Raw genomic sequence first — 24392 nt, forward strand, 5'->3', positions numbered from 1 at the left:
GAAGCCCAGCCTCAAGCGTCCCGGCGGCGCAACACCTCGGCGCCCGCCAGCAGCGCCGCGCCGGCCCAAGCCGCGCAGATCAGCAGCCCTGCCCACGGCGCGTACGGTGCCGGGGCCATCGTGATCGGGTTCGGCTGGCCGGCCTCGACCATCGCGTTCACCCCCGCGATGCCCGGGAAGTACGACACCAGCTCCGGCAGCCCCAGTGACGCCACGATCAGCGGCAGTGGCACCAGCAGCACGATCACCGTCACCAGCGTCCCGGCCGCGCTGCGCAGCGCCCAGCCGACGCCCGTGCACAGCAGCCCCAGCAACGCGAAGTACCCGCCCATGCCGGACGCCGTCGTGAAGCCTGCTTCGAGGGTCGTCGGCAGGCCGTGGCCGTCCTTCACCGCCGCCGCCAGCGCCATGCCCGCGCAGGAAAGCCCGACGCCGTAAGCGAAGAGCACCGGCAGCAGCACCGCCGCCTTCGCCAGGGCCACGCGAGAGCGGACCGGTGTCCACAGCAGCGTCGACCGGATGCCGCCGCCGGCGTACTCGCTCGTTACGAACAGCGTCGCGAGCGCGATCACGGCGAACTGCGTCAGGTAGAAGCCGCCGCCGAGAGCGATGGTGTTCGCCGCCTGGGGGTCGTCGTCGAAGTGCTGGGCGATCCCGGACAGGGTGCTGTAGCCCAGCATCAGCGCCGTCCCCGCGACCAGGCACCACCAGGTCGCCCGGACCGACCAGAACTTCGTCCACTCCGACGCCACCGCGCCGGACAGGCCGCCCGTCCGCACGCTTGAAGAAGGCACAGTCGTCATGCCGACACCCCGTATTCCACCGAAGAAGCGGTCAGTTCCATGTACGCCTGCTCGAGCGACGCCGTGCGCTCGGCGAGCCCGTGCACGCGGATCCCCAGCTCGTGCACCAGATCGCCGACGCGGGTGACGTCGAGGCCGTCCACCACCAGTTCGTCCGGCCCGCCGGGGTGCGTCGACCCGCCCTCGGCGCGCAGCCGCGCGTCGAGCTTGGCGCGTTCGCCGTCGGCCGGGACGCGCACCGAAACCGTGGTCCGGGAATTGCCCGCGATGAAGTCCGCGACCGCCGCGTCGGCCAGCAGCTTGCCCTTGCCGATGACGATCAGGTGGTCGGCGGTCAGCTGCATTTCGCTCATCAGGTGGCTGGAGACGAACACCGTCCGCCCTTCGGCCGCCAGTGAGCGCATCAGCTGCCGCACCCAGCGGACGCCGTCCGGGTCGAGGCCGTTGACCGGCTCGTCGAACATCAGGACGCCGGGGTCGCCGAGCAGCGCGCCCGCGATGCCGAGCCGCTGGCCCATGCCGAGCGAGAACTGCCCGGCCCGCTTGCCGGCGACGTCCGAAAGCCCCACGGTCGCGAGGACCTCTTCGACGCGGCTCGGCGCGATCCCGTTGCTGCGCGCCATGGCCAAGAGGTGTTTCCCGGCACTGCGGCCGGGGTGCAGTGCCTTGGCGTCGAGCAGCGCGCCGACCTCGCGCAGCGGGTGCCGCAGCTCGGCGTAGCGCTTGCCGCCGACGAGCACCTCACCCTCTTGCGGGTGGTCGAGCCCGACGGTCATCCGCATGGTCGTCGACTTCCCGGCGCCGTTCGGGCCGAGAAAGCCGGTCACCTGGCCCGGCGCGACGTCGCAGGTGAGCGCGTCGACGACCGTCTTTTCCCCGTAGCGTTTCGTGAGTCCCCTGAGCGTGATCATGGGCCCAGTCTGGGATTTCCGGGACGCCGGGGGCATCGGCCGACGGTCGCGGCCGGACCCCGACTTTCGGCAGGGGTCAGCCGCGGCGGCGGGTGTGCCGGGTCGGGACGGCGGCGGCCGGGTCCTCGGGCCAGGGGTGCTTCGGGTAGCGGCCGCGCAGGTCGGCGCGGACCGCGGGATAGCCGCTGGTCCAGAAGCCCGCGAGGTCGGCGGTGATCGCGGCGGGGCGGCCGGCGGGGGAGAGCAGGTGCAGCACGACCGGGACGCCGGCGAGCGTGGGCGTTGCGGTCCAGCCGAAGGTTTCCTGCAGCTTGACGGCGAGCACCGGCTGGTCGCCGCGGTAGTCGACGCGGATGTGCGACCCGGACGGGACTTCCAGGCGATCCGGGGCGAGGTCGTCCAGTTTGGCCGCTTCGGGCCAAGGGAGGAGGGCCTTCAGTGCGGTGCCCGCGTTGATGTTCGCGAGGTCGGATTTCCGGCGCGCGTGCGTCAGGTCCAGCCAGGTGTCCACTTCGGACAGTAGGGTGGTGTCGTCGACCGCGGGCCAGGGCGCGCCGACGACGCGGTGCAGAAACGCCATCCGTTCGCGCAGGCGGATCGCGTCCTGGCTCCACTTGAGGAGGCCGAGGCCGTCTTCGCGGAGGCCGGTGACGAGGGCGTCGTGCACGTTCGCGTCACGCAGGGGCCGCTCGGACAGGGTGATGGCGCCGAGCTTGCGGACGCGCCGGGCGACGACGTCGCCGTCCCAGGTGACCTCGTCCACTTCGGACACGGGGCCGACGTGCGTGGCGAGGGCTTCGTCGGCGGCCGCGGCGAGGCGGATGGTGCCGTGGACGCGGCCGGGGTCGCGAGTGGCTTCGGCGATGGCCAGCCATGCGGAGTCGAGTCCGCTGCCGGGTGGGAGTTCGGCCGCGGTGCCGCCGGCCATGAGGTAGACGGGCGCACCGCCGGGACGCCGCCGGGCCAGCCGTTCGGGATGCGCGAGCGCGACGACCAGCGCGGGATCGGGCCGCTGCCCTCGGGTGGCTGTACCGGTTTCCGTCACTGAAGATTTCGCGGCCAAGGTCTCGAGTCGCCGCGCTTCGCGTTTCCAGCGCCGGGATCCTTCGTCGCCGGCCGAGCGAAGCCTGCTCAACTCGGCGTTGACGTCCGTCAGCGTCGCGCCCGCGTCCAGCAGCGCCACCACTTCGGCCGCCGCGCGGGCGCCGACTTCCGCGGCGCCGTCGAGCAACGCCCGCGCCAGCCGCGGGTGCAGCCCCAGCTCCGCCATCCGCCGGCCGCGGGCGGTCACCGCTCCGGAAGCGTCCGTCGCGCCCAGCGTGACCAGCAACGCCCGCCCCGCCGCCAGCGCGCCCTCGCCCGGCGGGTCCCACCACGCCAGCCCACTCCCGTCCGGCGTCGACCAGCACGCCAGCTCCAGCGCGAGCCGGGCCAGCTCGGCCGTCCTGATCTCCGGCTCCGGGTAGGCCGGCAGCAACGACTGCTCGTGCTCAGCCCAGCAGCGGTACGCCCGCCCCGGCCCCTCGCGGCCCGCGCGCCCGGAGCGCTGCGTGGCCACCGCCGCCGAGACCCGCACCGTCGCCAGACCCGGCAAGCCGCGCCGGTGGTCGACCCGCGGTACCCGCGCCAGCCCCGAATCCACGACCGCGCGCACACCCGGCACCGTCAGGCTCGACTCGGCCACCGCCGTCGCCAGCACCACCCGCCGGCGGGCACGCGGCCGCATCGCCTCGTCCTGGTGCGCCGCCGAAAGTCGCCCGTGCAACGGCAGAACGTCCACATCGGACATCGACAGCAACCCCGAAGTCCGTGCGATCTCCCCCGCGCCGGGGAGGAAGGCGAGCACGTCACCGTCCCCTGAGGACAGTGCGGTCCGCACCGCTCGCGCGACGCACGCCTCGATGCGCTCGCCCCGCGCGGGCGGAACGTAGGAAAAGGAAACCGGATACGCCGGCGCCGTGGCCTTGATCACCGGGGCGTCGCCCAGGAGCGTGGCGAGCCGGCCCGCGGCCACCGTCGCCGACGTCGCCAGCAGCCGCAGGTCGTCGCGCAGCCCCGCGCGGACGTCGAGCAGCAGGGCCAGCAGCAGGTCCGCGTCCAGATGGCGCTCGTGGCACTCGTCCAGCAGCACCGTCGACACGCCGGGCAGCTCGGGATCGCCCTGCACGCGCCGCACCAGCAGCCCCGACGTCACGACCTCGATCCGCGTCCGCGCCGATACCTTCCGGTCGCCGCGCACGGCGTAGCCCACCGTCTCGCCGACCGGTTCGCCCAGGATCGCCGCCATCCGCGCCGCCGCGGCCCGGGCGGCCAGCCGCCGCGGCTCGGCGACGACGACGCGGCCGGAACCCGAAGCCAGCGCCAGCGGCACCAGCGTCGTCTTCCCCGTCCCGGGCGGCGCGACGAGCACCGCGGTGCCGTGGGCGTCCAGGGCGGAAAGGACCTCCGGCAGGACAGCGCGGACGGGCAGATCGGGCAGCTTCACTTCTCGGTGACCTCGGGTGGGGCGGGCAGCTGGTAACCGGACGGCCCGATGTTCGCGTTGAGCGAGCGCAGCCATTCGCCGGAGGAGATCATCTTGCGGATCGCGTCGTCGACCGCGGCCACGCCCTGGCCGTCGCCCTTGCGCAGGCCGACGCCGTAGCTCTCCTTCGAAAACGGCTTCCCGACGACCTTCAGCAGCTCGGGGTCGCGCGTGACGTAGCCCGCGAGGATCACCCCGTCGGTCGTCATCGCGTCGATCTGGCCGGCGAGCAGCGCGGTCACGCAGTCCGGGTACCGCGGGTACTCGACCAGCTGCACGGCCTGCGCGAACTTGTCCTTCACCTGCTGCGCCGGCGTCGACCCGGTGACCGAGCACAACCGCCGCCCGTTGAGCGTCTCCGGGCCGGTGATGTCCGGGGACGTGCGCCGCACCAGCAGGTCCTGCCCGGTGGTGAAGTACGGCCCGGCGAACGCCACCTGCTGCTTGCGCTTGTCGGTGATCGAATAGGTCGCGACGACCAGGTCGACCGCGCCGGAGGTGAGGTCCGTTTCGCGCGTCGCGGACGTCGTCTCGCGCCACGTGATGTCCTTCGCGGCGACACCCAGTTCCGAGGCGACGAAAGTAGCGACATCGACGTCGAACCCGACGAACCGGCCGTCCACGGTGCGCTCGGAAAGCCCCGGCGCGTCGAACCGGATGCCGATGGTCAGGTGATCCGCCGCACTGGCGCGGGTCACCAGCGAGTCGGTCGGCGAGACCTTCGATGGACCGCAGGCCACTGCCGTGACCAGCAGCAACGCCGAACCGAGGAGCGTCCGCCACCGCATCGCGCCCCTCCCTCCGCCACCGCCGTGCCCTCACGTAGTTCTCAGGTCCTCCCGTTAGCCTAAGTGCGTGGTGCGACCGTCCCAACCCGTACTGGACGCCGTCGGCACGCTCGCCCGGGTCGGGCTGGCGGCCGTCTGGCTCGTTTCCGGTGCGCTCAAGCTGGCGGATCCGGGGCAGACGTTGATCGCCGTGAAGGCGTATGACGTCCTGCCGGACGCGCTCGCCAACCTGGTGGCCATCGCGCTGCCGCTCGTCGAGCTCGTGCTCGGGTTGTTCCTGCTCGCGGGCCTGGCGACCCGGTGGGTGGCCGCCGCCTCGCTGGTGCTGCTCGTCGTGCTCATCGCCGGCATCGCCCAGTCGTGGGCGCGCGGCCTGAGCATCGACTGCGGGTGCTTCGGCGGCGGCGGCCAGGTGGCGGCGGGGCAGACCGAATACCCGCAGGAAATCCTCCGCGACTCCGGTTTCGCGCTGCTGGCCGGCTGGCTGCTGGCGCGGCCGCGCACGCTGCTGTCCCTGGACGGCTGGCTCGCGCGAGGTCGCGGGAACTCTGACGAACCCGAGCCCGACTACTCGGGTATCGCGGAAGGGAACTGATACACAGTGGGTGGAGCTGAGCGGACCGCTCGGAAGCGTCGTCAGGCCGCACAGGCCGGGGGAGCGAGGGCGGTGGCCCAGGCCAGGGGCGCGTCGACCGACAAGCGGAAGTGGATCATCGGGATCGCCGCCGTGGTCGTCGTGGCCGCGCTCGTGATCGGCGGGGTGATCTGGACGATCTCGGACAAGAACAAGACCGACGGCCAGGTCATCGACCCCGGGAAGACCAGTGCGCTGGCCGGCGACGTCACGCAGAAGCGCGACGGCGTCGTCGTCACCGTCGGCAAGGCGGGCGCGAAGGCCTCGATCGACGTCTACGCCGACTTCCTCTGCCCGATCTGCGGCCAGTTCGAGAAGACCTACAAGACCGACGTCGAGCAGGCGATCAACGACGGCAAGCTGCAGGTGCGCTACCACATGGTGCCGCTGCTCAACGACCGGTCCGACCCGCCCGGCTACTCGCTCGACTCGGCGAACGCGGCGCTGGCCGCGGCCGACGCCGGCAAGTTCCTCCAGTTCCACGACGCGCTGTTCGCGAACCAGCCCGAAGAGGGCAAGCGCGGCTACGACAAGGCGCAGCTGATCAAGCTCGGCGCCGACGTCGGCATCACCGACCCGGCGTTCGCGCAGACGATCAACGCCGGCACGTACGACCAGCAGGTCAACACGGCTTTCCAGCAGATCGAAAACGACCCGAAGCTGGCGCAGGACTTCGGCAACGGGCAGAGCGGTTTCGGCACGCCGACGGTCACGGCGAACGGCGCGATCGTCAACTGGCAGGACCCGGGCTGGCTCGCGAAGGTCACCGGCTGAGTACGGGCAATTCGCCCACCCGGGTACGGACCGTGGTTTAGGCTGGATCCCGCAGCAGGGGAACCGGGGGTGGCGCGCGCACGTCGCACCTTCCGGTGACAGGGAGGGCCAGTGGACGGTTCGCATCAGGGGTTTCACGTCGACGACGGCGCGTACGCGCGGTACGCCCGCGAGGTCGACCCGCTCGGGGACGACGTCAAGGGCGCGGCCGACAACCACGTCGGCCCGCACGTGACGCTCGGTGGCCACGGCTTCTCCGAGATGGGCGGCGAGTCCGGCTTCTCCGGCGCCTACAGCGGCCGGATGCGCGCGCTGCAGGAGCGGATGCACCGCGTCGGCGGCGGCTGGCGGCAGGTCGGCGAGGCGGCCCGGCAGACCGACCGCAACTACGCGGCGGTCGAGGGCGAGCACGGCGACGTCGTCCGGCGCCTCGGCAGCGACCTCGGGCAGGACCGCCCGTGACCGAGCACCACACCGACCAGCTCGTCCGGCACAGCCTGGAACCGACGAACCAGTTCGCGGACAAGCTGCGGCACGACCCGGCCGCCATCGGCGGCGCGCGCGACGCGCACGTCGCGCTGCAGACGTCGGTGGGCCACACCCGTGACACCGCGGCCGACCAGCGCGTGAACCTGACCTCCGCCAGTTCCGGCGCGACGACCGACCGCGCCACCGCGACGTCGCAGAGCCTGGAGAAGGAGGTCCAGGACCTCCTCGACGAAAGCGCCGAGATCGAGAAGGCCGTCGCCGAGGCGGCCGAGAGCCTGCACGTCGGCGAGATCAAAAACGACCAGGTCCGCGACCAGATCATCAAGGAGATCTCGGCGTCGATGAAGGCGCTGGCGGCGATCAAGTCGATCCAGCCGCCGGAGAGCCGCGCCGCCGCGTCGCGCGACATCCTGATGAAGCTGCAGACGAAGATCAGCCAGCTCACCGGCCAGGCCGCGACCTTCAGCGAGCAGACGATCAACCAGCTCACCGACATCGGGACCAGGCTCGGCGGTGGCGGCGAGCAGACGACGTCGGCGAGCAGCGCGTCCTCGACCAAGGTGGGTTCGTCCTTCAACAGCAACAGCGGCTACTCCGGCGGTGGGGACTCCGGAGGCGGCGGTGGGGGAGGCGGCGGTGGCGGGGGCGGCGGCGCCGTGCACAAGCCGCGGCTGCCGGTCGCGATCCCGCCGCAGCCCGGCTCCGGCGTCGCGATCAACCTGCCCGGCGGCAAGCAGGTCATGGCGCCCAACGAAACCGCGGCCAAGGCCGTGCGCAACGCGCTTTCGCAGCTCGGCGTGCCGTACGTGTGGGGCGGGACCGCGCGCGGCCAGGGGCTGGACTGCAGCGGCCTGACCATGACGTCGTACCAGGACGCGGGCCTGCAGCTGCCGCGGACGGCGAAGATGCAGACGGTCGGGGCCGAGGTGCCCTCGATCGACCAGCTGCTGCCCGGCGACCTCGTCGTCTGGTCGGGGCACGTGGCGATGGTGATCGGCGACGGCCAGATGATCGAGGCCGGCGACCCGGTGCAGATCAGCAAGATCCGCACCACGAACGCGGGGCAGTCGTTCATCGGCTTCTACCGCCCGACCGGCTAGGTTCCTCCGGTGGCCGAATTCGACATGGACCTGGCTTCGTCGCGGATCGCCGAGCAGGCGGACCGGGCCGGCGCGGAAGCCGAAGCGCGCTTCTCCCGGTCCGGCCCGGTGGTCGGCAAGGCGTCGTCGCCGGACAGCACCATCGAGGTCCAGGTGGCGCCCGGCGGGTTGCTGACCGGGCTCACCATCCACCGGTCGGCGCTGCGGCACGGGTCGTCGGTCATCGCCGACCAGATCCTCGAGCTGGCGCAGCGCGCGACCCGCCGTGCGGGCGACAAGATGTACCACGCCCTGGCGCCGGTGGTGGACGCGTCGCAGCTGGAAGTCCTGGGCTACGAACCGATCCCGGACGACGACCCGGACGCCGACAGCTACTCGTACGGAAGGTGAGCGCGATGCCCACGACGCGTGAGCTGATTTCCCAGGCGCGGGCGCGCGAAGAGGCGATGGCGCGCGTGGACGAGCTCCTGGCGTCGGCGTCCGGCACGGCCCACGACCTTGACGGCCAGGTGGAGGCGACGGTCGACGGCCGCGGCAAGCTGCTGCGGTTGTGGCTGGCGCCGTCGGCGGTGAACCTGGGTGAGCGCCTGGGGCCGCTGGTGGTGGAGATCGCCCAGGCGGCCATGCGCGAGGCGACCCAGGACGGCTACAACAAGGTCGCTTTGCTGCTGGGCGAAGACATGACGTACATGATCGAGCAGATGACGGGCCTGCCGGCGCCCGCGCGAGCCGAGGACGACGACCCGGGGATGACGGTCGAGGAGTTCCAGCGACTGCGGGCGGAACGGCTCGGTTCCGCGCCTCCGGAATCACCCGAACCGGTGACGAGCGTCGAGGACGAAGACGCTTATTGGGAGTCCTTCGACCCGGCTTCTCTGCGCTCGGATCGCTGAGCCGCCCCCGTTCTCCGCGCTACCGGCGGCCACCGACAGTTTCGGTCAGTCCAGCTGCGCCACGAGGTCCACGACGTCGTCGAGGTGAGCCGCCGTGGTCAGGTGTCCCATGCCCGGGAACACCCGGACGTCGCCGCCGAGCGTGCGGTGCACCGCCGGGCCCAGGCGGCGCGGTGGCAGGAAGCGGTCGTGTTCTCCGACTCCGACGACGCAGGGCTTTTCGGCACGGCGAGCCAGGAACTCTCCCGGCAGCGGGGGCGGGGCAAGCGTCGTGCGGCAGCAGCGGGCCACCAGCGTCATCCACTCCACCTCCGTCGCGGGTGGTTCCTCGCCGGGGCCGACGAACAACCGCAGCATCCGGCGGGTGTTCGCCGTGGTGGGGCGCAGCAGCCAGAGCGTCGAGGCCAGTGCCAGGCGCGGGTCCACGCTCAGCCGCACGATCCCGGCCGGGGAGATCAGCGCGCGCGCCGCGATGCGGGGCGAGCCGGCGGCCAGGACGACGGCGGCCCCGAGCGAATTGCCCACCAGCACGACGTCTTCGGCGTCCATCGCCGTCAGGACCTCGTCCACGACCTGGCCGTACCACGCGGACCGGTTTCGCCGGGGCCGGCGCGGGTCGCCGAGGCCTGGCTGGCCGGGCAGATCCACCACCGTCGTCGGCCGGCGGGCCGACAGCGCCCGCAACCACGGCAGCGCGACGGCCGCGGTGAAGCTGGTGCCCGGGACCAGCACGACGCGAGCCGGGCCGGCGCCGGCGGAGGTCAGCTCCACGCGGCCCGCGCTGGTCGTCACCGTCCGGCGGTTGATCGGGAAGTCCGCGCGGGCCAGCGCTTCCGTGCACCACCGCCGGACCTCGCGCTGCCCGCGCGGGTTCTGGTAGACGACCGGCATCGCGCCAGTGTGGCTCACCCCAGCTGCGCGGTCGAGTTCGCGCCGTCCAGGGACTCCCGGATGATGTCCGCGTGGCCCGCGTGCTGGGCCGTCTCGTGGATCAGGTGCAGCACGATCCGGCGGGCCGACCAGAACTGCGGCTCCGGGGGCGACCACGGCGTCGTCGGCAGCTGGACCTCGACGTCCAGCGACGGCAGCGAACGCACATACGCGTCGGTCTCGGCGGCCGCGGCCGAGTAGGCCGACAGCCAGTGCGAGAGTGTCTCGCTCATCGAGTACTGCGCCGTGTCGAGCATGCCGTCCGGGAGTGAGCCGTCCGCGGACTTCAGCACCTGGAGCCACAGGCGCTCGCCCGTCGCCAAGTGGCGGATCAAGCCGCCCAGGGTCAGTTCGCTGACCGTCGTGCGCTTCGCCGCGTCGGCGTCCGAAATGTCCCGGGCGGGGATCAGCAAGCGCTTCCGCACTTCCGCCAGCAAGCCCAGGAGGTCTTCGTGTTCGCGAGTCATGGGACGACCGTAGAAGCGAATTAGGCCAGTTCGTGACCGCAATCCGGAATCCCGGTGAGCGGAAACCGAGTTCGGTCAGAGGTCTGGACCAACCTGGAAACACTGTGCCTTAATTCAAGGCGTGAATTTCGGTCTCTCGACGAGGAGGACCCGGATGGGGCTCGGACGCAGACTGGGCATCGGCGCGCTGGCACTGGGGTTGCTGGTGGCGTCGGAAGCCCCCGCCCTCGCCGGAAACGGCCGGGCGTACAAGGATTCCTGGCGCCCGGTGAAGGTCCGGGTCGCCGACCTGATGTCCCGGATGACCCTCGACGACAAGCTCGGCCAGATGATGCAGGCCGAACGCCTCGGGGTCGCCGGCCCGGCCGACGTCACCACCGGCCGGCTCGGCTCGCTGCTCTCCGGCGGCAGTTCGCAGCCGACCCCGAACACGCCGGTCACCTGGGCCGACATGTACGACGGCTTCCAGAAGGCCGCCCTCGCCACGCCGCTGGGCATCCCGCTCATCTACGGCGTCGACGCCGTCCACGGGCACAACGGCCTCTACGGCGCCACCGTCTACCCGCACAACATCGGCCTCGGCGCGACACGCGATCCGCGGCTGGTGGAGAAGATCGGCCGCGCCACCGCGGAAGAGGTCTCCGGCACCGGCATCGACTGGGACTTCGCGCCCTGTCTGTGCGTCGCCCGCAACGACCGCTGGGGCCGCACCTATGAGTCCTTCGGCGAGGTCCCGCAGCTGGCCACCGAGATGACGTCGATCATCACCGGCCTGCAAGGGCGTTCGCTCGACCGGCCGGGATCGGTCCTCGCCACGGCCAAGCACTACGTCGGCGACGGCGGCACCACCGGCGGCGTCAACGAGGGCAACACCGAGATCAGCGAGCAAGAGCTGCGTCAGATCCACCTGCCGCCGTTCAAGGCCGCCGTCCAGCGCGGCGTCGGGTCGGTGATGATCTCCTACAGCAGCTGGAACAGCGTGAAGCTGCACGCCAACTCGTACCTGGTCAACGACGTCCTGAAGAAGGAGCTCGGCTTCACGGGCATCGTCGTCTCGGACTACAACGGCGTCGACAAGATCGACGGCAAGACCGGCTTCACCCCCGAAGAGGTCGAAGCGTCGATCAACGCGGGCATCGACATGGTGATGGTGCCCTACGAGTGGCGGAAGTTCATCGACACGCTGCGCACGCTGGTCCAAGAAGGCCGCGTGCCGATGGCACGGATCGACGACGCGAACAAGCGCATCCTGACGAAGAAGTTCGAGCTCGGCCTCTTCGAGCACCCGCTCACCGACCGCCGGTTCCTGGCCACGATCGGCAGCAAGCAGCACCGTGACCTGGCGCGTCAGGCCGTCCGCGAGTCCCAGGTGCTGCTGAAGAACGAGAACCACGTGCTGCCGCTGTCGAAGCGCGAGAAGATCTTCGTGGCCGGCAAGAGCGCGGACGACATCGGCAACCAGTCCGGCGGCTGGACGGTCGGCTGGCAGGGCACCAGCGGCCCGGTGATCCCCGGCACCACGATCCTGCAGGGCATCAAGAGCACGTCCTCGAACGTGACCTTCGCCAAGGACGGCACCGGGATCGACCAGAGCTACGACGTCGCCGTCGCCGTCGTGGGGGAGACGCCGTACGCGGAGGGCAAGGGCGACCGTCCACAAGGGATGGGACTCGACACGACCGACCTCGCCACCCTGCAGAAGCTGAAGGACTCCGGCGTGCCGACGGTGGTCGTGCTCGTGTCCGGGCGCCCGCTCGACATCGCGGCGCAGCTGCCGGACTGGGCCGGGCTGGTCGAGTCGTGGCTGCCGGGCAGCGAAGGTCAGGGCGTCGCGGACGTCCTCTTCGGCGACTACAACCCGACCGGCAAGCTGCCGGTGACGTGGATGCGCAGCGCCGACCAGCAGCCGATCAACGCGGGCGACGGGAAGCCCGCGCTGTTCCCCTACGGCTACGGCCTGCACTACTCGCGCCACTGGTGACCGTTTCCCCGCCCCCACCGGAAGGAACACCCGCATGTCATCAAGATCCCGCCGCCCCCTGATCCGGGTATTGGCCTTCTTCGCCGCCTGCCTGGGGCTCACCCTCGGCGCTCCGGCCGTGCAGGCCGCGACGCCGTTCAAAGTGCTCGCCTTCTACAGCGGCACGTACGACGCCGCGCACATCAGCTTCGAGAAGGAAGCCAACGTCTGGTTCCCGCAGCAGGCGGCGGCCAACGGCTTCACCTACACCGCGACGACCAACTGGAACCAGCTGACGACCCTCACGCCGAGCCAGTACCAGGTGGTCATGTTCCTCGACGACCAGCCGCAGTCGCAGGCGCAGTTCCAGGGCTTCCAGCGGTACATGCAGGCGGGCGGCGCCTTCTACGGCTTCCACGTCACGGCCTACAACGACGCTGACACGCCGTCGTACGCCAACTGGTTCCACAACGACTTCCTCGGCACCGGCCGGTTCACCTCGAACACGTGGGGCCCGACGGCGGAGACGCTGAAGATCGAGAACCGCACGCACCCGTCGACGGTGAACCTGCCGGCGACGATCAAGTCGTCGACGTCCGAGTGGTACGCCTGGCAGAACGACCTGCGCCAGAACAGCAACATCACCATCCTGGCGTCGATGGACCAGTCCACGTTCCCGATCGGCACCGACCCGAGCCAGACCTGGAGCAGCGGGTACTACCCGATCGCGTGGACGAACAAGAACTACAAGATGATCTACTCGAACTTCGGGCACAACGCGATGAACTACGACACGAACACCGCGCTGTCCTCGACGTTCGAAAGCGCCGACCAGAACCGGTTCCTGCTCGACGGCCTGAAGTGGCTGGGCGGCGGTTCGACCACGCCGACCGACCCGGGCACGATCGACCCGTCGGCCTGGTACGCCGTGGCGAACAAGGCCTCCGGCAAGTGCGTCGACGCGCGCGCCGCGGGCAGCACCAACGGCACCGTGATCCAGCAGTACACCTGCAACGGCACCACGGCCCAGCAGTACCAGTTCGCCGCGACCAGTGGCGGTTTCGACCGGATCAACAACCGCACGAACCCGGCCGAGGTCATCGACGTCACGAACGTGGCGACGACGGACAACGCCGGCCTGCAGCTGTGGTCCTACAGCGGCGGGAACAACCAGCAGTGGCAGCCGGTCTCGGAGGGCAGCGGCTACTACCACTTCGTCGCCCGCCACAGCGGCAAGTGCCTTACCGTGCCGGGAGCGTCCACCGCGGACAGCGTCCAGCTGGTCCAGTCGACCTGTGACGGCAGCGCCGCTCAGTCGTTCAAGGTCGCCTAGGGGATGCGCCACGGCACCTCCTCGGCTAACATGAATGCTCTTCACGTTGGCTGAGGAGGATGCCGTGGTGCGCGGGAACCGATCGATCCTCGTGGTGGTGGCCCTGCTGGCCGGGATGCTGGCCGGCGTGAGTCCCGCGGTCGCCGCGCAGCCGTTCTTCTGGGGCGTCGCGACGTCGGGCTACCAGGCCGAAGGTTCGGCGCCCGACAGCAACTGGCGCCGCTACGAGCAGGCGAAGACGTCGTCGATCAAGGAGCCCTACCTCCAGTCCGTCGACTTCCGGCACCACTACGCCGAGGACATCGACCGCGCGAAGCAGCTCGGCGTGAACGTGTTCCGCTTCAGCGTCGAGTGGGCGCGGATCGAGCCGCGGCCCGGCCAGGTCGACCAAGCCGAGCTGGCGTACTACGACGACGTCGTGCACCGCGTCCTGGCCGCCGGGATGCGGCCGATGATCACCCTCGACCACTGGGTCTACCCGGGCTGGGTCGCCGACCAGGGCGGCTGGGACAGCGACCGCACGGTCGACGCCTGGCTCGCCAACGCCCGCCGCGTCGTCGAGCGCTACCGCGGTCTCGGCGCACTCTGGATCACGATCAACGAGCCGACCGTCTATCTGCAGAACGAGACCGCCAACGGCGGGCTCGCCGGGTGGAAGCTGCCGTGGGCGCAGGCGCGGCTGGTCAAGGTGCACCGCGCGGCGTACGACCTCATCCACCAGCTGGATCCCGGCGCGCTCGTGTCCAGCAACACCGCTTACATCCCGGCCGTGCAGGGCGTGCTCGACGCGTCGTTCCTCGACCAGGTGCGCGACAAGCTCGACTTCGCCGGCCTCGACTATTACTACGGCGCGAGCCTCGACAACCTCAGTGCCGTCCACGCGGCGAGCGGCGAGTTCTGGAAGGTGACGCCGCAGCCGGACGGGATCTACTACGCGCTCCGCTACTACGCGCGGAAGTTCCCGGGCCTACCGCTGTACGTCGTCGAGAACGGGATGCCGACCGACAACGGCAACGCGCGGCCCGACGGCTACACGCGCTCGGACCACCTGCGTGACCACATCTACTGGGTGCAGCGCGCGAAGGCCGACGGCATGAACGTCATCGGCTACAACTACTGGAGCCTCACCGACAACTACGAGTGGGGCAGCTACCAGCCGCGGTTCGGACTGTACACAGTGGACGCCCGCTCGGACGCCACGCTGACGCGCCGGCCGACCGACGCCGTGGCGGCGTACCGGCAGCTGATCGCGGGCCACGGCGTCCCGGCCGGCTACACACCGGTGCGGCCGCCGGGGTTCTGTTCGGTCGTCGACGGCCTGGGCAGCTGCCTCGACCCGGCCCGCTACCCGGGCCCGGTGGCCCCGCTGGGCTGACGTCTCCCGGATGCTCTGAAGGCCACTATGAGGGCACTGGATGCCCTCATGGTGGCCTTCAGAGGCTTGGGGGTCAGTCGCGCTCGATGAGGTGGCCGACCACGTCCGGGCCCGGGTGGGCGTGGCCCGAGCCGTCGCGGCGGACGTCGATCTCCGGCAGCTCCACCGGGTCCCCGTTCTTCGCCGCGCCTGCCGGACGCGGGCCGATCCACGCCACCCGCAACGCCGTCTCGCCCTTGAGGAACCGCTGCGCCCGGACGCCGCCCGTCGCGCGGCCCTTGGCCGGGTACTCGCTGAACGGCGTCACCTTCACGCTCTGACCTGTCGAGGTGATCACCATCGGCTCGCCGTGCTCGTCGTCGTCCGTGCGGATCGCGCCGAAGAAGACCGCCGAACCCGCGCCCACGTTGATGCCCGCCATGCCGCCGCCCTTGAGGCCCTGCGGGCGGACCAGCGAGGCCGCGTACTTCAGTAGGGACGCCTCCGACGTCATGAACGCCAGGGTCTCCGTGCCGTCCGTCAGCCAGGTCGCGCCGACCACCTCGTCGCCGTCCTTCAGCGAGATCACTTCGAACTCGTCCGACCGGACCGGCCACTCGGGCGAACAGATCTTCACCACCCCGGCCTTCGTGCCGAGGGCCAAGCCCGGCGAACCCGCCGCCTGCTCGCCCAGCGGCGCGATGCCGACGACCGTCTCGCCCTTCTCCAGCGGAACCAGCTCACGCGCCGCCATGCCGCCACGCAGCGAGACCGTGCCCGCCTGCTCCGGCAGCACCGGCAACGGCAGGACGTCCGTCTTGAACGCCCGGCCTCGGCTGGTCACCAGCAGGATCTGACCGCGCGCGGTCGTGTGGACCACCGCCGCCACCGCGTCGTGCTTCACGCGGCCGTTGCGCCGGCGGGTCTCTGTCGACTCCTCGGACTCCGCCGCCGTGCGCGCCACCAGCCCGGTCGCCGACAGGATCACCTGGCACGGGTCGTCCGTGACCTCCAGCGGACCGGACGGCTTCGACGCGGCCAGGACCTCCTTGAGGTCGCCGTCGATCAGCGACGTGCGGCGCTCGGTCGGGAAGTCCTTCGCGATCTTCGCCAGCTCCGCCGAGACCAGCTTCTTCAGCACCGACTCGTCGTCGAGGATCTTGGACAGCTCGGCGATCTCCTCGCGCAGCCGCTCCTGCTCCGACTCCAGCTCCAGCCGGTCGTACTTCGTCAGCCGGCGCAGCGGGGTGTCGAGGATGTACGTCGCCTGGATCTCCGACAGCTTGAAGCGCGTCATCAAGCCGTCCTTCGCGGCCTGCGCGTTCTCGCTTTCGCGGATGAGCTTGATCACCTTGTCGATGTTCAGCAGCGCGATCAGCAGGCCGTCGACCAGGTGCAGCCGCTCTTCGCGCTTCCGGCGCCGGTACTTGGTGCGCCGCGTGACGACCTCGTAGCGGTGCCGGAGGAAGACTTCCAGCAGCTCCTTCAGCCCGAGCGTCTGCGGCTGGCCGTCGACGAGCACCAGGTTGTTGATGCCGAACGACTGCTCCAGCGGCGTGAGCCGGTAGAGGTCCGCGAGCAGCGCCTGCGGGTTGACGCCGACCTTGCACTCGATGACGAGCCGCGTGCCGTTCTCGCGGTCGGTGAGGTCCTTGACGTCGGCGATGCCGGTGAGCCGCTTGGACTTGTTGACCTCGTCGGTGATCTTCTCGATCACCTTCTCCGGGCCGACGCCGTAGGGCAGCTCGGTGACGGTGATCGCCTGCCGCCCGCGGCTGCCTTCGAGGGGCCCGGTCTCGACGTTCGCGCGCATCCGGACGACACCGCGGCCGGTCTCGTACGCGCGGCGCACCTCGTCCAGGCCCAGGAGGCTGCCGCCGGTCGGGAGGTCGGGGCCGGGGACGAACTCCATCAGCTTGTCGAGCGTCGCGGACGGGTGCGTGATCAGCCACCGCGCCGCCGCGACGACCTCGCCGAGGTTGTGCGGGATCATGTTGGTCGCCATCCCGACCGCGATCCCGGACGTGCCGTTGACCAGCAGGTTCGGGAACGCCGCCGGCAGCACGGACGGCTCTTCGAGCGAGCCGTCGTAGTTCGGGCGGAAGTCGACGGTGTCCTCACCGAGCTCGCCGACCAGCTGCATCGCCTCGGGCGACATCCGCGCTTCGGTGTACCGCGAGGCGGCCGGGCCGTCGTCGGGCGAGCCGAAGTTGCCGTGCCCGTCGATGAGCGGGACGTTCAGCGAGAAGTCCTGTGCCAGCCGCACCATCGCGTCGTAGATCGCGACGTCACCGTGCGGGTGGTACTTGCCCATGACGTCGCCGACCACGCGCGAGGACTTCACGTACGCGTGCGTCGGGCGGTAGCCGTTCTCGTTCATCGAGTACAGGATCCGGCGGTGCACCGGCTTCAGGCCGTCCCGCGCGTCCGGCAGGGCGCGCGAGTGGATGACCGAATACGCGTACTCCAGGTACGAGTCTTCGATCTCGGTCTTCAGCGAGTTGTCGAAGACGTTCGCGCCGGCGCGGTCGAACGCGCTGGGATCGACCTTGGTGGTGGTGCCCTTGCGGCGTGCCACGGCTGAACTCCTTGGTAGCAGCGAAAATTAAGCGTCGATGGCGTCGCGGTCGATCCGGTCCGAAGAGGCGACCAGCCAGTTCCGCCGGGGCTCGACCTTCTCGCCCATCAGCAGTTCCAGCGCGCCTTCGGCGGCTTCGGCGTCGTCCATCGTGATCCGGCGGACCGAACGGGTGGCCGGGTTCATCGTGGTCTCCCACAGCTCGTCGGCGTCCATCTCGCCGAGACCCTTGAACCGCGGCACCGGCGTGACGATGCTCTTGCCCGCCCGCTCCAGCTCCGCGTACTTGGACTCCATCTCCTGCTGGGTGTAGGTGAAGTGCGTTTCCGCGTTGCGGCCCTTCGTGACCAGCTTGTGCAACGGCGGCATCGCCGCGTACAGCCGGCCGTCCTCGATCACCGGCCGCATGTACTTCGCGAACAGCGTGATCAGCAGCGTCCGGATGTGCGAGCCGTCGACGTCCGCGTCCGCCATCAGGATGACGCGGCCGTAGCGCATGGTCGTCAGGTCGAACGTGCGTCCGGTGCCCGCGCCCAGGACCTGCACGATCGACGCGATCTCGGCGTTCTTCAGCGTGTCGCCGAGGGACGCCTTCTGCACGTTCAGGATCTTGCCCCGCAGCGGCAGCAGCGCCTGGTACTCCGACACGCGCGCCATCCGCGCCGACCCCAGCGCGCTGTCACCCTCGACGAGGAACAGCTCGCTGCGGGCGACGCCGGTGGTGCGGCAGTCGACCAGCTTCGGCGGCATCGCCGCGCCCTCGAGCGCGGTCTTGCGCCGGGCCGCGTCCTTCTGCTGCTTCTGGGTGAGCCGGACGCGCGAGGCGTCGACCACCTTCTGCAGCACGACCTTCGCCTCGGACTTCGTCTTGCGGTCCTCGGTCCAGGCCTTCACGTGCTTGTCGACGATGCCCTGGATGACCCGGGTGATGCCGGCGGTGGACAGCTCGTCCTTCGTCTGCGACGTGAACTGCGGCTCCGGCAGCCGGACGTGCACGACCGCGGTCATGCCCTCGAGGACGTCCTCGATCGTCGGCATGTCCTCCTTGGGCTTGAGCAGCCCGCGGGTCTTGGAGATGGCGTCCTGCAACGCCTTCGCCATCGCCCGGTCGAAGCCGCGGCGGTGCGTGCCGCCGTGGACGTTGCGGATCGTGTTGGTGAAGCACTCCACCGTGCGCTCGTAGCCGGTGCCCCAGCGCAGCGCCACCTCGATCTCGGCGTGCCGCTCCACATTGGACTGCATGACGCCGGCCGCGTCCGCCGCGTTCTCCTTGTACGTGCCCTCGCCGGTGATCAGCAGCGTGCCGCAGACCGGCTTCTCGCCCGACGGCGTGAGGAAGTCGACCATGTCGACCAGGCCGTGCGGGAAGTGGAAGGTCTCCTCGTTGATCGTGTCTTCGATCGCCGTGCGCAGCACGTACGTGACGCCCGGGACGAGGAACGCGGTGTTGCGCATCTTGGTCCGCACGGCCTCGACGTCCAGCGCCGCGCCGGACTCGAAGTAGCGCGCGTCGTACCAGTAGCGGATCGACGTGCCGCTGCGCTCGCCGCGCTTCATCTTGCCGACGAGGTTCAGCCCGGAGCGGCGGGTGAACTTGGCTTTGGGGCCGGGCGCGTCGAAGGTGCCGGGGACGCCGTGCTTGAACGACATCTGGTGGACCTTGCCGTCCTGCTTCACCGTGACGTCGAAGCGGTGGGACAGCGCGTTGACCGCCGAAGCGCCGACGCCGTGCAGGCCGCCGGAGGTCTTGTAGCCGGAGCCGCCGAACTTGCCGCCCGCGTGCAGCCGGGTCAGGACCAGTTCGACGCCGGACAAACCGGACTTCGCGTGGGTGCCGGTGGGGATGCCGCGGCCGTCGTCGTCCACCTGGACGCTGCCGTCGGCGTGCAGCGTGACGACGACCTTGGTCGCGTGGCCCGCGACGCCCTCGTCCGTCGAGTTGTCCACCACCTCGGAGAAGAGGTGGTTGATGCCCCGGCTGTCGGTGGAGCCGATGTACATCCCGGGGCGTTTGCGGACGGCTTCGAGACCCTCGAGGTGGGTGAGGTCGTCGGCCCCGTACAAGGTCTCGGCAGTCACAGGGTCGTTCTCCCGGATCGTGGCTCGCGAAAAGTGCTGGGATGGCGCGGCCTGGAGCCTGCACCGTACTGCAGGATATCCGCCACCCCCGACAACTTTCGCGCGCTCCCTGCTCCGGAGTGGCGCGCGCCGCCCGCTACTTGGGGTCGTAGCCCAGGTCGGGCCACAGGGCGAGCAGGGCTTCGATCTTCCGCGGGACCTGGAAGCTGTTCCGGAAGTTCGGCTTCTCGCCGATCGTCGCGAGGCCCTTGCGGAGCTCGCCGAACAGCGGCCTCGCGGCCGTCTCCCGGGTCAGGATGTAGCAGTAGGTGCGGCGCGGGTAGGCGAACTCGTCGGTGTAGGCCTGCAGCACGAGACCGGGGGCCTCGATCCGCGACCCGACCAGGGCACGGCCCTGCTTCTGGCTGTAGACGCGGATCACGTGCACGCCCGGGCGGAGCGTGCGCGGCGGGTCCTGGCCCTGGCCGTCGTCGGCCCAGAACAGCTCGACGCGGAACGGCTGTTCGCCGTTCTCGCCGGGGTGGGTGTATTCGCGCTGCAGCTCTTCGAGCCGGTACGCGGCCTCGGCGTTCGGTTCGCCGCCCTCGACGAGGCTGACGAGGTACAGCTCGGCCGGGCGCGGCCAGGCGGGCCGGGGGACGTCGGTGGCTTCGGTCTCGGTCTCCGTCGCAACCGGTTCCGGCTCTTCGGCCGTCGGCGTGGCGGCAGCCGGCGACGTGGCGGGGGAATCCGGCTCGGCCGGTGTGGCCGCGGCGGGCGGCGGGGAATCGGCTGCCTGCGGAACGGCCGGTGCCGGTGCCGCGGGCCGGACCGGCGACGGCGGCGGGGTCGGCGCCGCGGGGCGGACGGGCGACGGCGCCGCGGGGCGCACCGGGGACGGCGGCGGGGTCACGGCAGCGGGGCGGACCGGCGTCGCCGGGCGGCTCGTGACCGCGGACCGGGTGGGTGCCGCGGAGCGGACAGGGGGCGTCGTGCGCGGCGCGGTGACGAACTTGCCGGCGCCGTACTGCTCCAGGAGCGGCTCCAGGTCGCCCACCGTCAGCGAGGGGCCCGCCAGGTCGCACCACTCGAGCCAGGCCTCCTGGGCCTCCTCGACGGTGTGCTTCTCGTGGGAGACCGTCACGGCTTCGAACAGCTGCCGCGGGCCGGCGGCGGTGACGTCGGCGGAGCCGACCACCACGAACGACGGTTCGTCCTCGGCGATCACCAGCTTCGCGTTGAGCCCGCGCAGCGAGTGCACGATCACGCCCGCCTTCACCCAGTGCAGCAGGGCGTGCGGGCTCGTCGCGCCGGACAGCACGGTGTCCAGGCTCGCGTCCGTGATCACCGTGTCGCCGGGTTCCAGCGGCAGCAGCGCTGCCGCACCGGGCCCGACGTGGCCGAAGGCGGCCACCAGGTTCCGGCGAGGCGCGAGCAGCGGGGTGATCGAACCCCAGATGTCGCGGCCCGTGAGAAGGCGTACCGAACGTTCTGCCAGACCCAGCCGACCGAGCTCCGCGTCCATGTCCATGACCTTACTTGGTGCCCCCTACGGCATTGACGGCCGGAATATCTCTTGCTTGGAAGTAGTTGAACGCGCATGTAAGATGGGGGTCGCGAAGGGAGCAGGTCATGCAGTTCGGAATCTTCACGGTGGGCGACGTCACGACCGATCCCACGAACGGCACCACGCCGACGGAGCACGAGCGGATCAAGGCGATGGTGCGCATCGCGCTCAAGGCGGAAGAGGTCGGTCTCGACGTCTTCGCGACCGGCGAGCACCACAACCCGCCGTTCGTGCCGTCGTCGCCCACGACGATGCTGGGCCACATCGCGGCCCGGACGTCCAAGATCATCCTGTCGACGTCGACGACGCTCATCACCACGAACGACCCGGTGAAGATCGCCGAGGACTTCGCGATGCTGCAGCACCTGGCCGACGGCCGCGTCGACCTCATGATGGGCCGCGGCAACACGGGCCCGGTGTACCCGTGGTTCGGCGAGGACATCCGCCAGGGCATTCCGCTGGCCATCGAGAAGTACGCGCTGCTGCGCCGGCTGTGGCGCGAGGACGTCGTCGACTGGTCGGGCAAGTTCCGCACGCCGCTGCAGGGCTTCACGTCCACGCCGCGGCCCCTCGACGACGTTCCGCCGTTCGTGTGGCACGGGTCGATCCGCAGCCCGGAGATCGCCGAGCAGGCGGCGTTCTACGGCGACGGCTTCTTCGCCAACCACATCTTCTGGCCGAAGGAGCACTTCCAGCAGCTGATCGCGTTCTACCGCCAGCGCTTCGAGCACTACGGCCACGGGACGGCGGACCAGGCGATCGTCGGGCTCGGCGGCCAGGCGTTCATCCGGCCGAAGTCCCAGGACGCGTGGAACGAGTTCCGCCCGTACTTCGACAACGCGCCGGTGTACGGCCACGGCCCGTCGCTGGAGGAGTTCACCGACCAGACGCCGTTGACGGTGGGCAGCCCGCAGGAGGTCATCGACAAGACGCTCACGTTCCGCGAGCATTTCGGTGACTACCAGCGCCAGCTGTTCCTGATGGACCACGCGGGTCTGCCGCTGAAGACGGTGCTGGAGCAGCTGGACCTGCTGGGCTCGGAAGTGGTGCCGGTGTTGCGCAAGGAGCTGGACTCGCTGCGTCCCGCCCATGTCCCGGACGCTCCGACGCACGCGTCGCTGGTGGCTGCTGCTGCTCCGGTTTCGGAAGAGGTGTCGGCATGAAGCTCGCGGTGGTGACGGCGGGGCTGTCGGTCCCGTCGTCCACCCGGCTGCTGGCGGACCGGCTGGCGGCGGCCACGGTCGCCGCTTCGCCGTCGCCGGTGTCGGTTTCGGTGGTGGAGCTGCGGGACATCGCGCTGGACGTGACGAAGAACCTGCTGACCGGCTTCCCCAGCCCGGAGCTGCGTTCGGCGATCGCTTCGGTGGTCGACGCGAACGCGCTGATCGTGGTGACACCGGTGTTCACGGCCGGGTACAGCGGGTTGTTCAAGTCGTTCTTCGACGTGCTGGACGCGGACTCCCTGGTGGGCAAGCCGGTCCTGCTGGGCGCGACGGGCGGCACCGAGCGGCATTCCCTGGTGCTGGACTACCAGCTGAGGCCGTTGTTCGCTTACTTGAAGGCGGATCCGGTGGCGACCGGGGTGTATGCGGCTTCGTCGGACTGGGGCGGGGAGTTGCAGCGACGCATCGAGAAGGCGGGGGCGGAACTGGCCACGCTCGCGGCCGGCCGTCCCTCGGCGGCCGCCGAGCCGGCGTTCGTCCCGTTCGACCAGCTGCTGGCGGGCGCGGGTGAATGATCCCGCTAGGGTGGGCTGATGGGGTCGATCAGGCAGGTCCAGATCACGTTCGACTGCGCGGAACCCGAGCGCGTGGCCCGGTTCTGGTGCGAGGTGCTGGGATACGTCGTCCCAGCACCCCCGGAGGGCTTCGCGAGCTGGGCGGACTACGACGCATCGCTGCCCCCGGACCGCCAGGGGGCGGCGTTCGCGTGCGGTGATCCTTCCGGTGTGGGGCCGCGGTTGTTCTTCCAGCGGGTGCCCGAGGGGAAGGTCGTGAAGAACCGGGTGCACCTCGATGTGCGGGTCGGTACCGGGTTGGTCGGGGAGGAGCGCTTGGCTGCTCTGCAGGCGGAGTGCGCGCGGTTGGTTGCGCTGGGGGCGGTGCAGGAGCGGGTGCTTCTGGCCGATGAGTTCAATGAGTCTTGCATCGTGATGCGGGACGTTGAGGGGAACGAGTTCTGCCTCGACTGAGGTTCTGAGCTGCGGGTTTGTGGCTCGATTTCGCGCGGGCGGTCGGTGTGGGCTGGGTGGGGTTTCCGGGCTGTTGCTGGATAGAGCTTCTGTTGGCTGGTCCGCGCTGTGGGTGGCCTTTGGGAACGGGTTCTGCGCTGGTGGATGGTCGCGGTGCGAGGTCTGGAACCGCACGATCAGTGTTTGGGCTGCAGCCGGGGGCCGGTGCTGCCTAGAGCTTTGCTCGGCCGTCTGGTACTGGCGGGGTTTCGGGAGTTGCTGCTCGCCGATGCGGGTTCTGAGCGCTTACGGGGTTGCGGAGGAGCTGGGGCTGCTGCGGGTCTGTGGCCCCGTTCCGCGCCGCCGGCCGGTGGGACCAGCTGCCTGGAGCTTGGTGCGCTGGGTGTGGGTGTACAGGGCTGAAGGCTTCGGTCGGCCGGTCCGAGCTGTGGTTGGGATGCGGTCCGGAATCGCACGGTCGGTATGTGGGCTGCGGATACAACTGGGTCGGTGCTGCGTAGAGCTTTACTCGGAAGTATTGGCACTGCCGGGCTTTTCGGCGGTCGACACGGAGTGCCTGTTCGCCGACACCGGCTCTGAGGAGCCTGAGTGTCTGGGCGCTGACGTGGGGTGCGGATGAGCTGGAGCCCTGCATTGCGATCCGCCGAGAGCGGGTTGTGGATTGCTCGGGGCGTGGGTGTAGGCCCGTAGCCGGTTGGCTGCGGGCCTTTCCCGTGTTCGGTTGTTCAGGCTGCGAACGGGAGTGGTTGGTGGAGGTTGTTGCGCCGGGGTTTTCGGCGTTTGTCCAGGAACACGGGTGGTAGGAATTCGGGTAGGCCGTCGGTGGCGATGCGGACTTGCCAGCCGGAGCGGTGCAGGAGTCGGTGGTGGTGGGCGCACAGTAGGACCAGGTTGCCCAACTCGGTCGGGCCGCCATCAGCCCAGTGCCGGACGTGGTGACCTTTGAGCTTGCCCCAAGGTGGCGGACACCGTCAGAGTGGTTGTCATGACCGCTGGAGGTTGTTCAGATGGCCAGTACATTCTCGAGAGAGTTCAAGA

Annotated in this window: 21 protein-coding genes and 1 pseudogene; 12 read left to right on the plus strand and 10 right to left on the minus strand. The window is 70.3% G+C overall.

The features are described from left to right. Positions 1-11 precede the first annotated feature (11 nt). From AB0M83_RS25205 to AB0M83_RS25220, 4 genes are all read right to left on the minus strand, one after another. A complete protein-coding gene (locus tag AB0M83_RS25205; protein ID WP_364520783.1) occupies positions 12-803 on the minus strand; it encodes an ABC transporter permease in 792 nt (263 codons plus the stop codon). Then, positions 800-1714 (minus strand): ATP-binding cassette domain-containing protein, encoded by a 915-nt coding sequence (locus AB0M83_RS25210; protein ID WP_364520784.1) that lies wholly within the window; start codon positions 1712-1714, stop codon positions 800-802. Before AB0M83_RS25210 ends, AB0M83_RS25205 begins: the two co-directional genes overlap by 4 nt. Before the next feature lie 76 nt (positions 1715-1790). Continuing rightward, positions 1791-4199, minus strand: a complete 2409-nt coding sequence (hrpB, locus tag AB0M83_RS25215; protein ID WP_364520785.1) for an ATP-dependent helicase HrpB — start codon at positions 4197-4199, stop codon at positions 1791-1793. Continuing rightward, a complete protein-coding gene (locus AB0M83_RS25220) occupies positions 4196-5026 on the minus strand; it encodes a glutamate ABC transporter substrate-binding protein (protein WP_364520786.1) in 831 nt (276 codons plus the stop codon). Before AB0M83_RS25220 ends, hrpB begins: the two co-directional genes overlap by 4 nt. 67 nt (positions 5027-5093) lie before the next feature. Between AB0M83_RS25220 and AB0M83_RS25225 the strand changes: the two genes are divergently transcribed. The 6 genes from AB0M83_RS25225 to AB0M83_RS25250 all read left to right on the plus strand — a co-directional run bounded on the left by AB0M83_RS25225 (position 5094) and on the right by AB0M83_RS25250 (position 8916). Next, positions 5094-5621, plus strand: a complete 528-nt coding sequence (locus AB0M83_RS25225) for a MauE/DoxX family redox-associated membrane protein (RefSeq protein ID WP_364520787.1) — start codon at positions 5094-5096, stop codon at positions 5619-5621. 72 nt (positions 5622-5693) lie between these two features. After that, positions 5694-6434: a thioredoxin domain-containing protein gene (locus AB0M83_RS25230; RefSeq protein ID WP_364520788.1), complete on the plus strand. Its 741-nt coding sequence runs from the start codon at positions 5694-5696 to the stop codon at positions 6432-6434. A gap of 111 nt (positions 6435-6545) precedes the next feature. Next, the gene (locus AB0M83_RS25235; RefSeq protein ID WP_364520789.1) at positions 6546-6896 is read left to right on the plus strand and encodes a hypothetical protein; all 351 of its coding nucleotides are present in this window, start codon (positions 6546-6548) and stop codon (positions 6894-6896) included. After that, positions 6893-8023 (plus strand): NlpC/P60 family protein, encoded by a 1131-nt coding sequence (locus tag AB0M83_RS25240; protein WP_364520790.1) that lies wholly within the window; start codon positions 6893-6895, stop codon positions 8021-8023. The genes AB0M83_RS25235 and AB0M83_RS25240 overlap by 4 nt, the downstream gene beginning before the upstream one ends. Before the next feature lie 9 nt (positions 8024-8032). Continuing rightward, on the plus strand, positions 8033-8413 hold the full coding sequence (locus AB0M83_RS25245) for a YbaB/EbfC family DNA-binding protein (RefSeq protein WP_364520791.1): 381 nt from the start codon (positions 8033-8035) through the stop codon (positions 8411-8413). A gap of 5 nt (positions 8414-8418) precedes the next feature. Continuing rightward, on the plus strand, positions 8419-8916 hold the full coding sequence (locus AB0M83_RS25250) for a YbaB/EbfC family nucleoid-associated protein (protein ID WP_364520792.1): 498 nt from the start codon (positions 8419-8421) through the stop codon (positions 8914-8916). Positions 8917-8961: 45 nt separating this feature from the next. Here the strand turns inward: AB0M83_RS25250 and AB0M83_RS25255 are convergent, their stop codons facing one another. Continuing rightward, positions 8962-9807, minus strand: a complete 846-nt coding sequence (locus tag AB0M83_RS25255; RefSeq protein ID WP_364520793.1) for an alpha/beta hydrolase — start codon at positions 9805-9807, stop codon at positions 8962-8964. Between the two features lie 14 nt (positions 9808-9821). Beyond that, entirely contained in the window at positions 9822-10313 is a 492-nt protein-coding gene (locus tag AB0M83_RS25260) for a DUF664 domain-containing protein (protein ID WP_364520794.1), read from the minus strand. Between the two features lie 154 nt (positions 10314-10467). On the opposite strand from AB0M83_RS25260, the gene AB0M83_RS25265 reads away from it, so the two are divergent. The 3 genes from AB0M83_RS25265 (at position 10468) to AB0M83_RS25275 (ending at position 14981) form a co-directional block, all read left to right on the plus strand. Then, on the plus strand, positions 10468-12294 hold the full coding sequence (locus tag AB0M83_RS25265) for a glycoside hydrolase family 3 N-terminal domain-containing protein (RefSeq protein ID WP_364520795.1): 1827 nt from the start codon (positions 10468-10470) through the stop codon (positions 12292-12294). Positions 12295-12328: 34 nt separating this feature from the next. Further along, the gene (locus AB0M83_RS25270; RefSeq protein WP_364520796.1) at positions 12329-13606 is read left to right on the plus strand and encodes a ThuA domain-containing protein; all 1278 of its coding nucleotides are present in this window, start codon (positions 12329-12331) and stop codon (positions 13604-13606) included. A gap of 67 nt (positions 13607-13673) precedes the next feature. Further along, a complete protein-coding gene (locus AB0M83_RS25275; RefSeq protein ID WP_364520797.1) occupies positions 13674-14981 on the plus strand; it encodes a family 1 glycosylhydrolase in 1308 nt (435 codons plus the stop codon). A gap of 73 nt (positions 14982-15054) precedes the next feature. On the opposite strand, the gene AB0M83_RS25280 is transcribed toward AB0M83_RS25275, so the two are convergent. The 3 genes from AB0M83_RS25280 to AB0M83_RS25290 all read right to left on the minus strand — a co-directional run bounded on the left by AB0M83_RS25280 (position 15055) and on the right by AB0M83_RS25290 (position 21121). Further along, positions 15055-17538 (minus strand): DNA topoisomerase IV subunit A, encoded by a 2484-nt coding sequence (locus AB0M83_RS25280; protein WP_364520798.1) that lies wholly within the window; start codon positions 17536-17538, stop codon positions 15055-15057. A gap of 27 nt (positions 17539-17565) precedes the next feature. After that, positions 17566-19617: a DNA topoisomerase IV subunit B gene (locus AB0M83_RS25285; RefSeq protein ID WP_364520799.1), complete on the minus strand. Its 2052-nt coding sequence runs from the start codon at positions 19615-19617 to the stop codon at positions 17566-17568. Between the two features lie 136 nt (positions 19618-19753). Then, positions 19754-21121, minus strand: a complete 1368-nt coding sequence (locus tag AB0M83_RS25290) for a hypothetical protein (protein ID WP_364520800.1) — start codon at positions 21119-21121, stop codon at positions 19754-19756. 107 nt (positions 21122-21228) lie between these two features. On the opposite strand from AB0M83_RS25290, the gene AB0M83_RS25295 reads away from it, so the two are divergent. The 3 genes from AB0M83_RS25295 to AB0M83_RS25305 are packed head-to-tail and all read left to right on the plus strand — an operon-like array spanning position 21229 to position 23354. Next, positions 21229-22326: an LLM class flavin-dependent oxidoreductase gene (locus tag AB0M83_RS25295; protein WP_364520801.1), complete on the plus strand. Its 1098-nt coding sequence runs from the start codon at positions 21229-21231 to the stop codon at positions 22324-22326. Then, a complete protein-coding gene (locus AB0M83_RS25300; protein WP_364520802.1) occupies positions 22323-22901 on the plus strand; it encodes a CE1759 family FMN reductase in 579 nt (192 codons plus the stop codon). Before AB0M83_RS25295 ends, AB0M83_RS25300 begins: the two co-directional genes overlap by 4 nt. A gap of 18 nt (positions 22902-22919) precedes the next feature. Further along, positions 22920-23354, plus strand: a complete 435-nt coding sequence (locus tag AB0M83_RS25305) for a VOC family protein (protein ID WP_364520803.1) — start codon at positions 22920-22922, stop codon at positions 23352-23354. Between the two features lie 725 nt (positions 23355-24079). On the opposite strand, the pseudogene AB0M83_RS25310 reads toward AB0M83_RS25305, so the two are convergent. After that, positions 24080-24298 (minus strand): annotated as a pseudogene (locus tag AB0M83_RS25310) (HNH endonuclease signature motif containing protein); the annotation flags it as partial. Positions 24299-24392: the final 94 nt, after the last annotated feature.

This window comes from Amycolatopsis sp. NPDC051106 (genome assembly GCF_040682775.1).
Lineage (GTDB): Bacteria > Actinomycetota > Actinomycetes > Mycobacteriales > Pseudonocardiaceae > Amycolatopsis.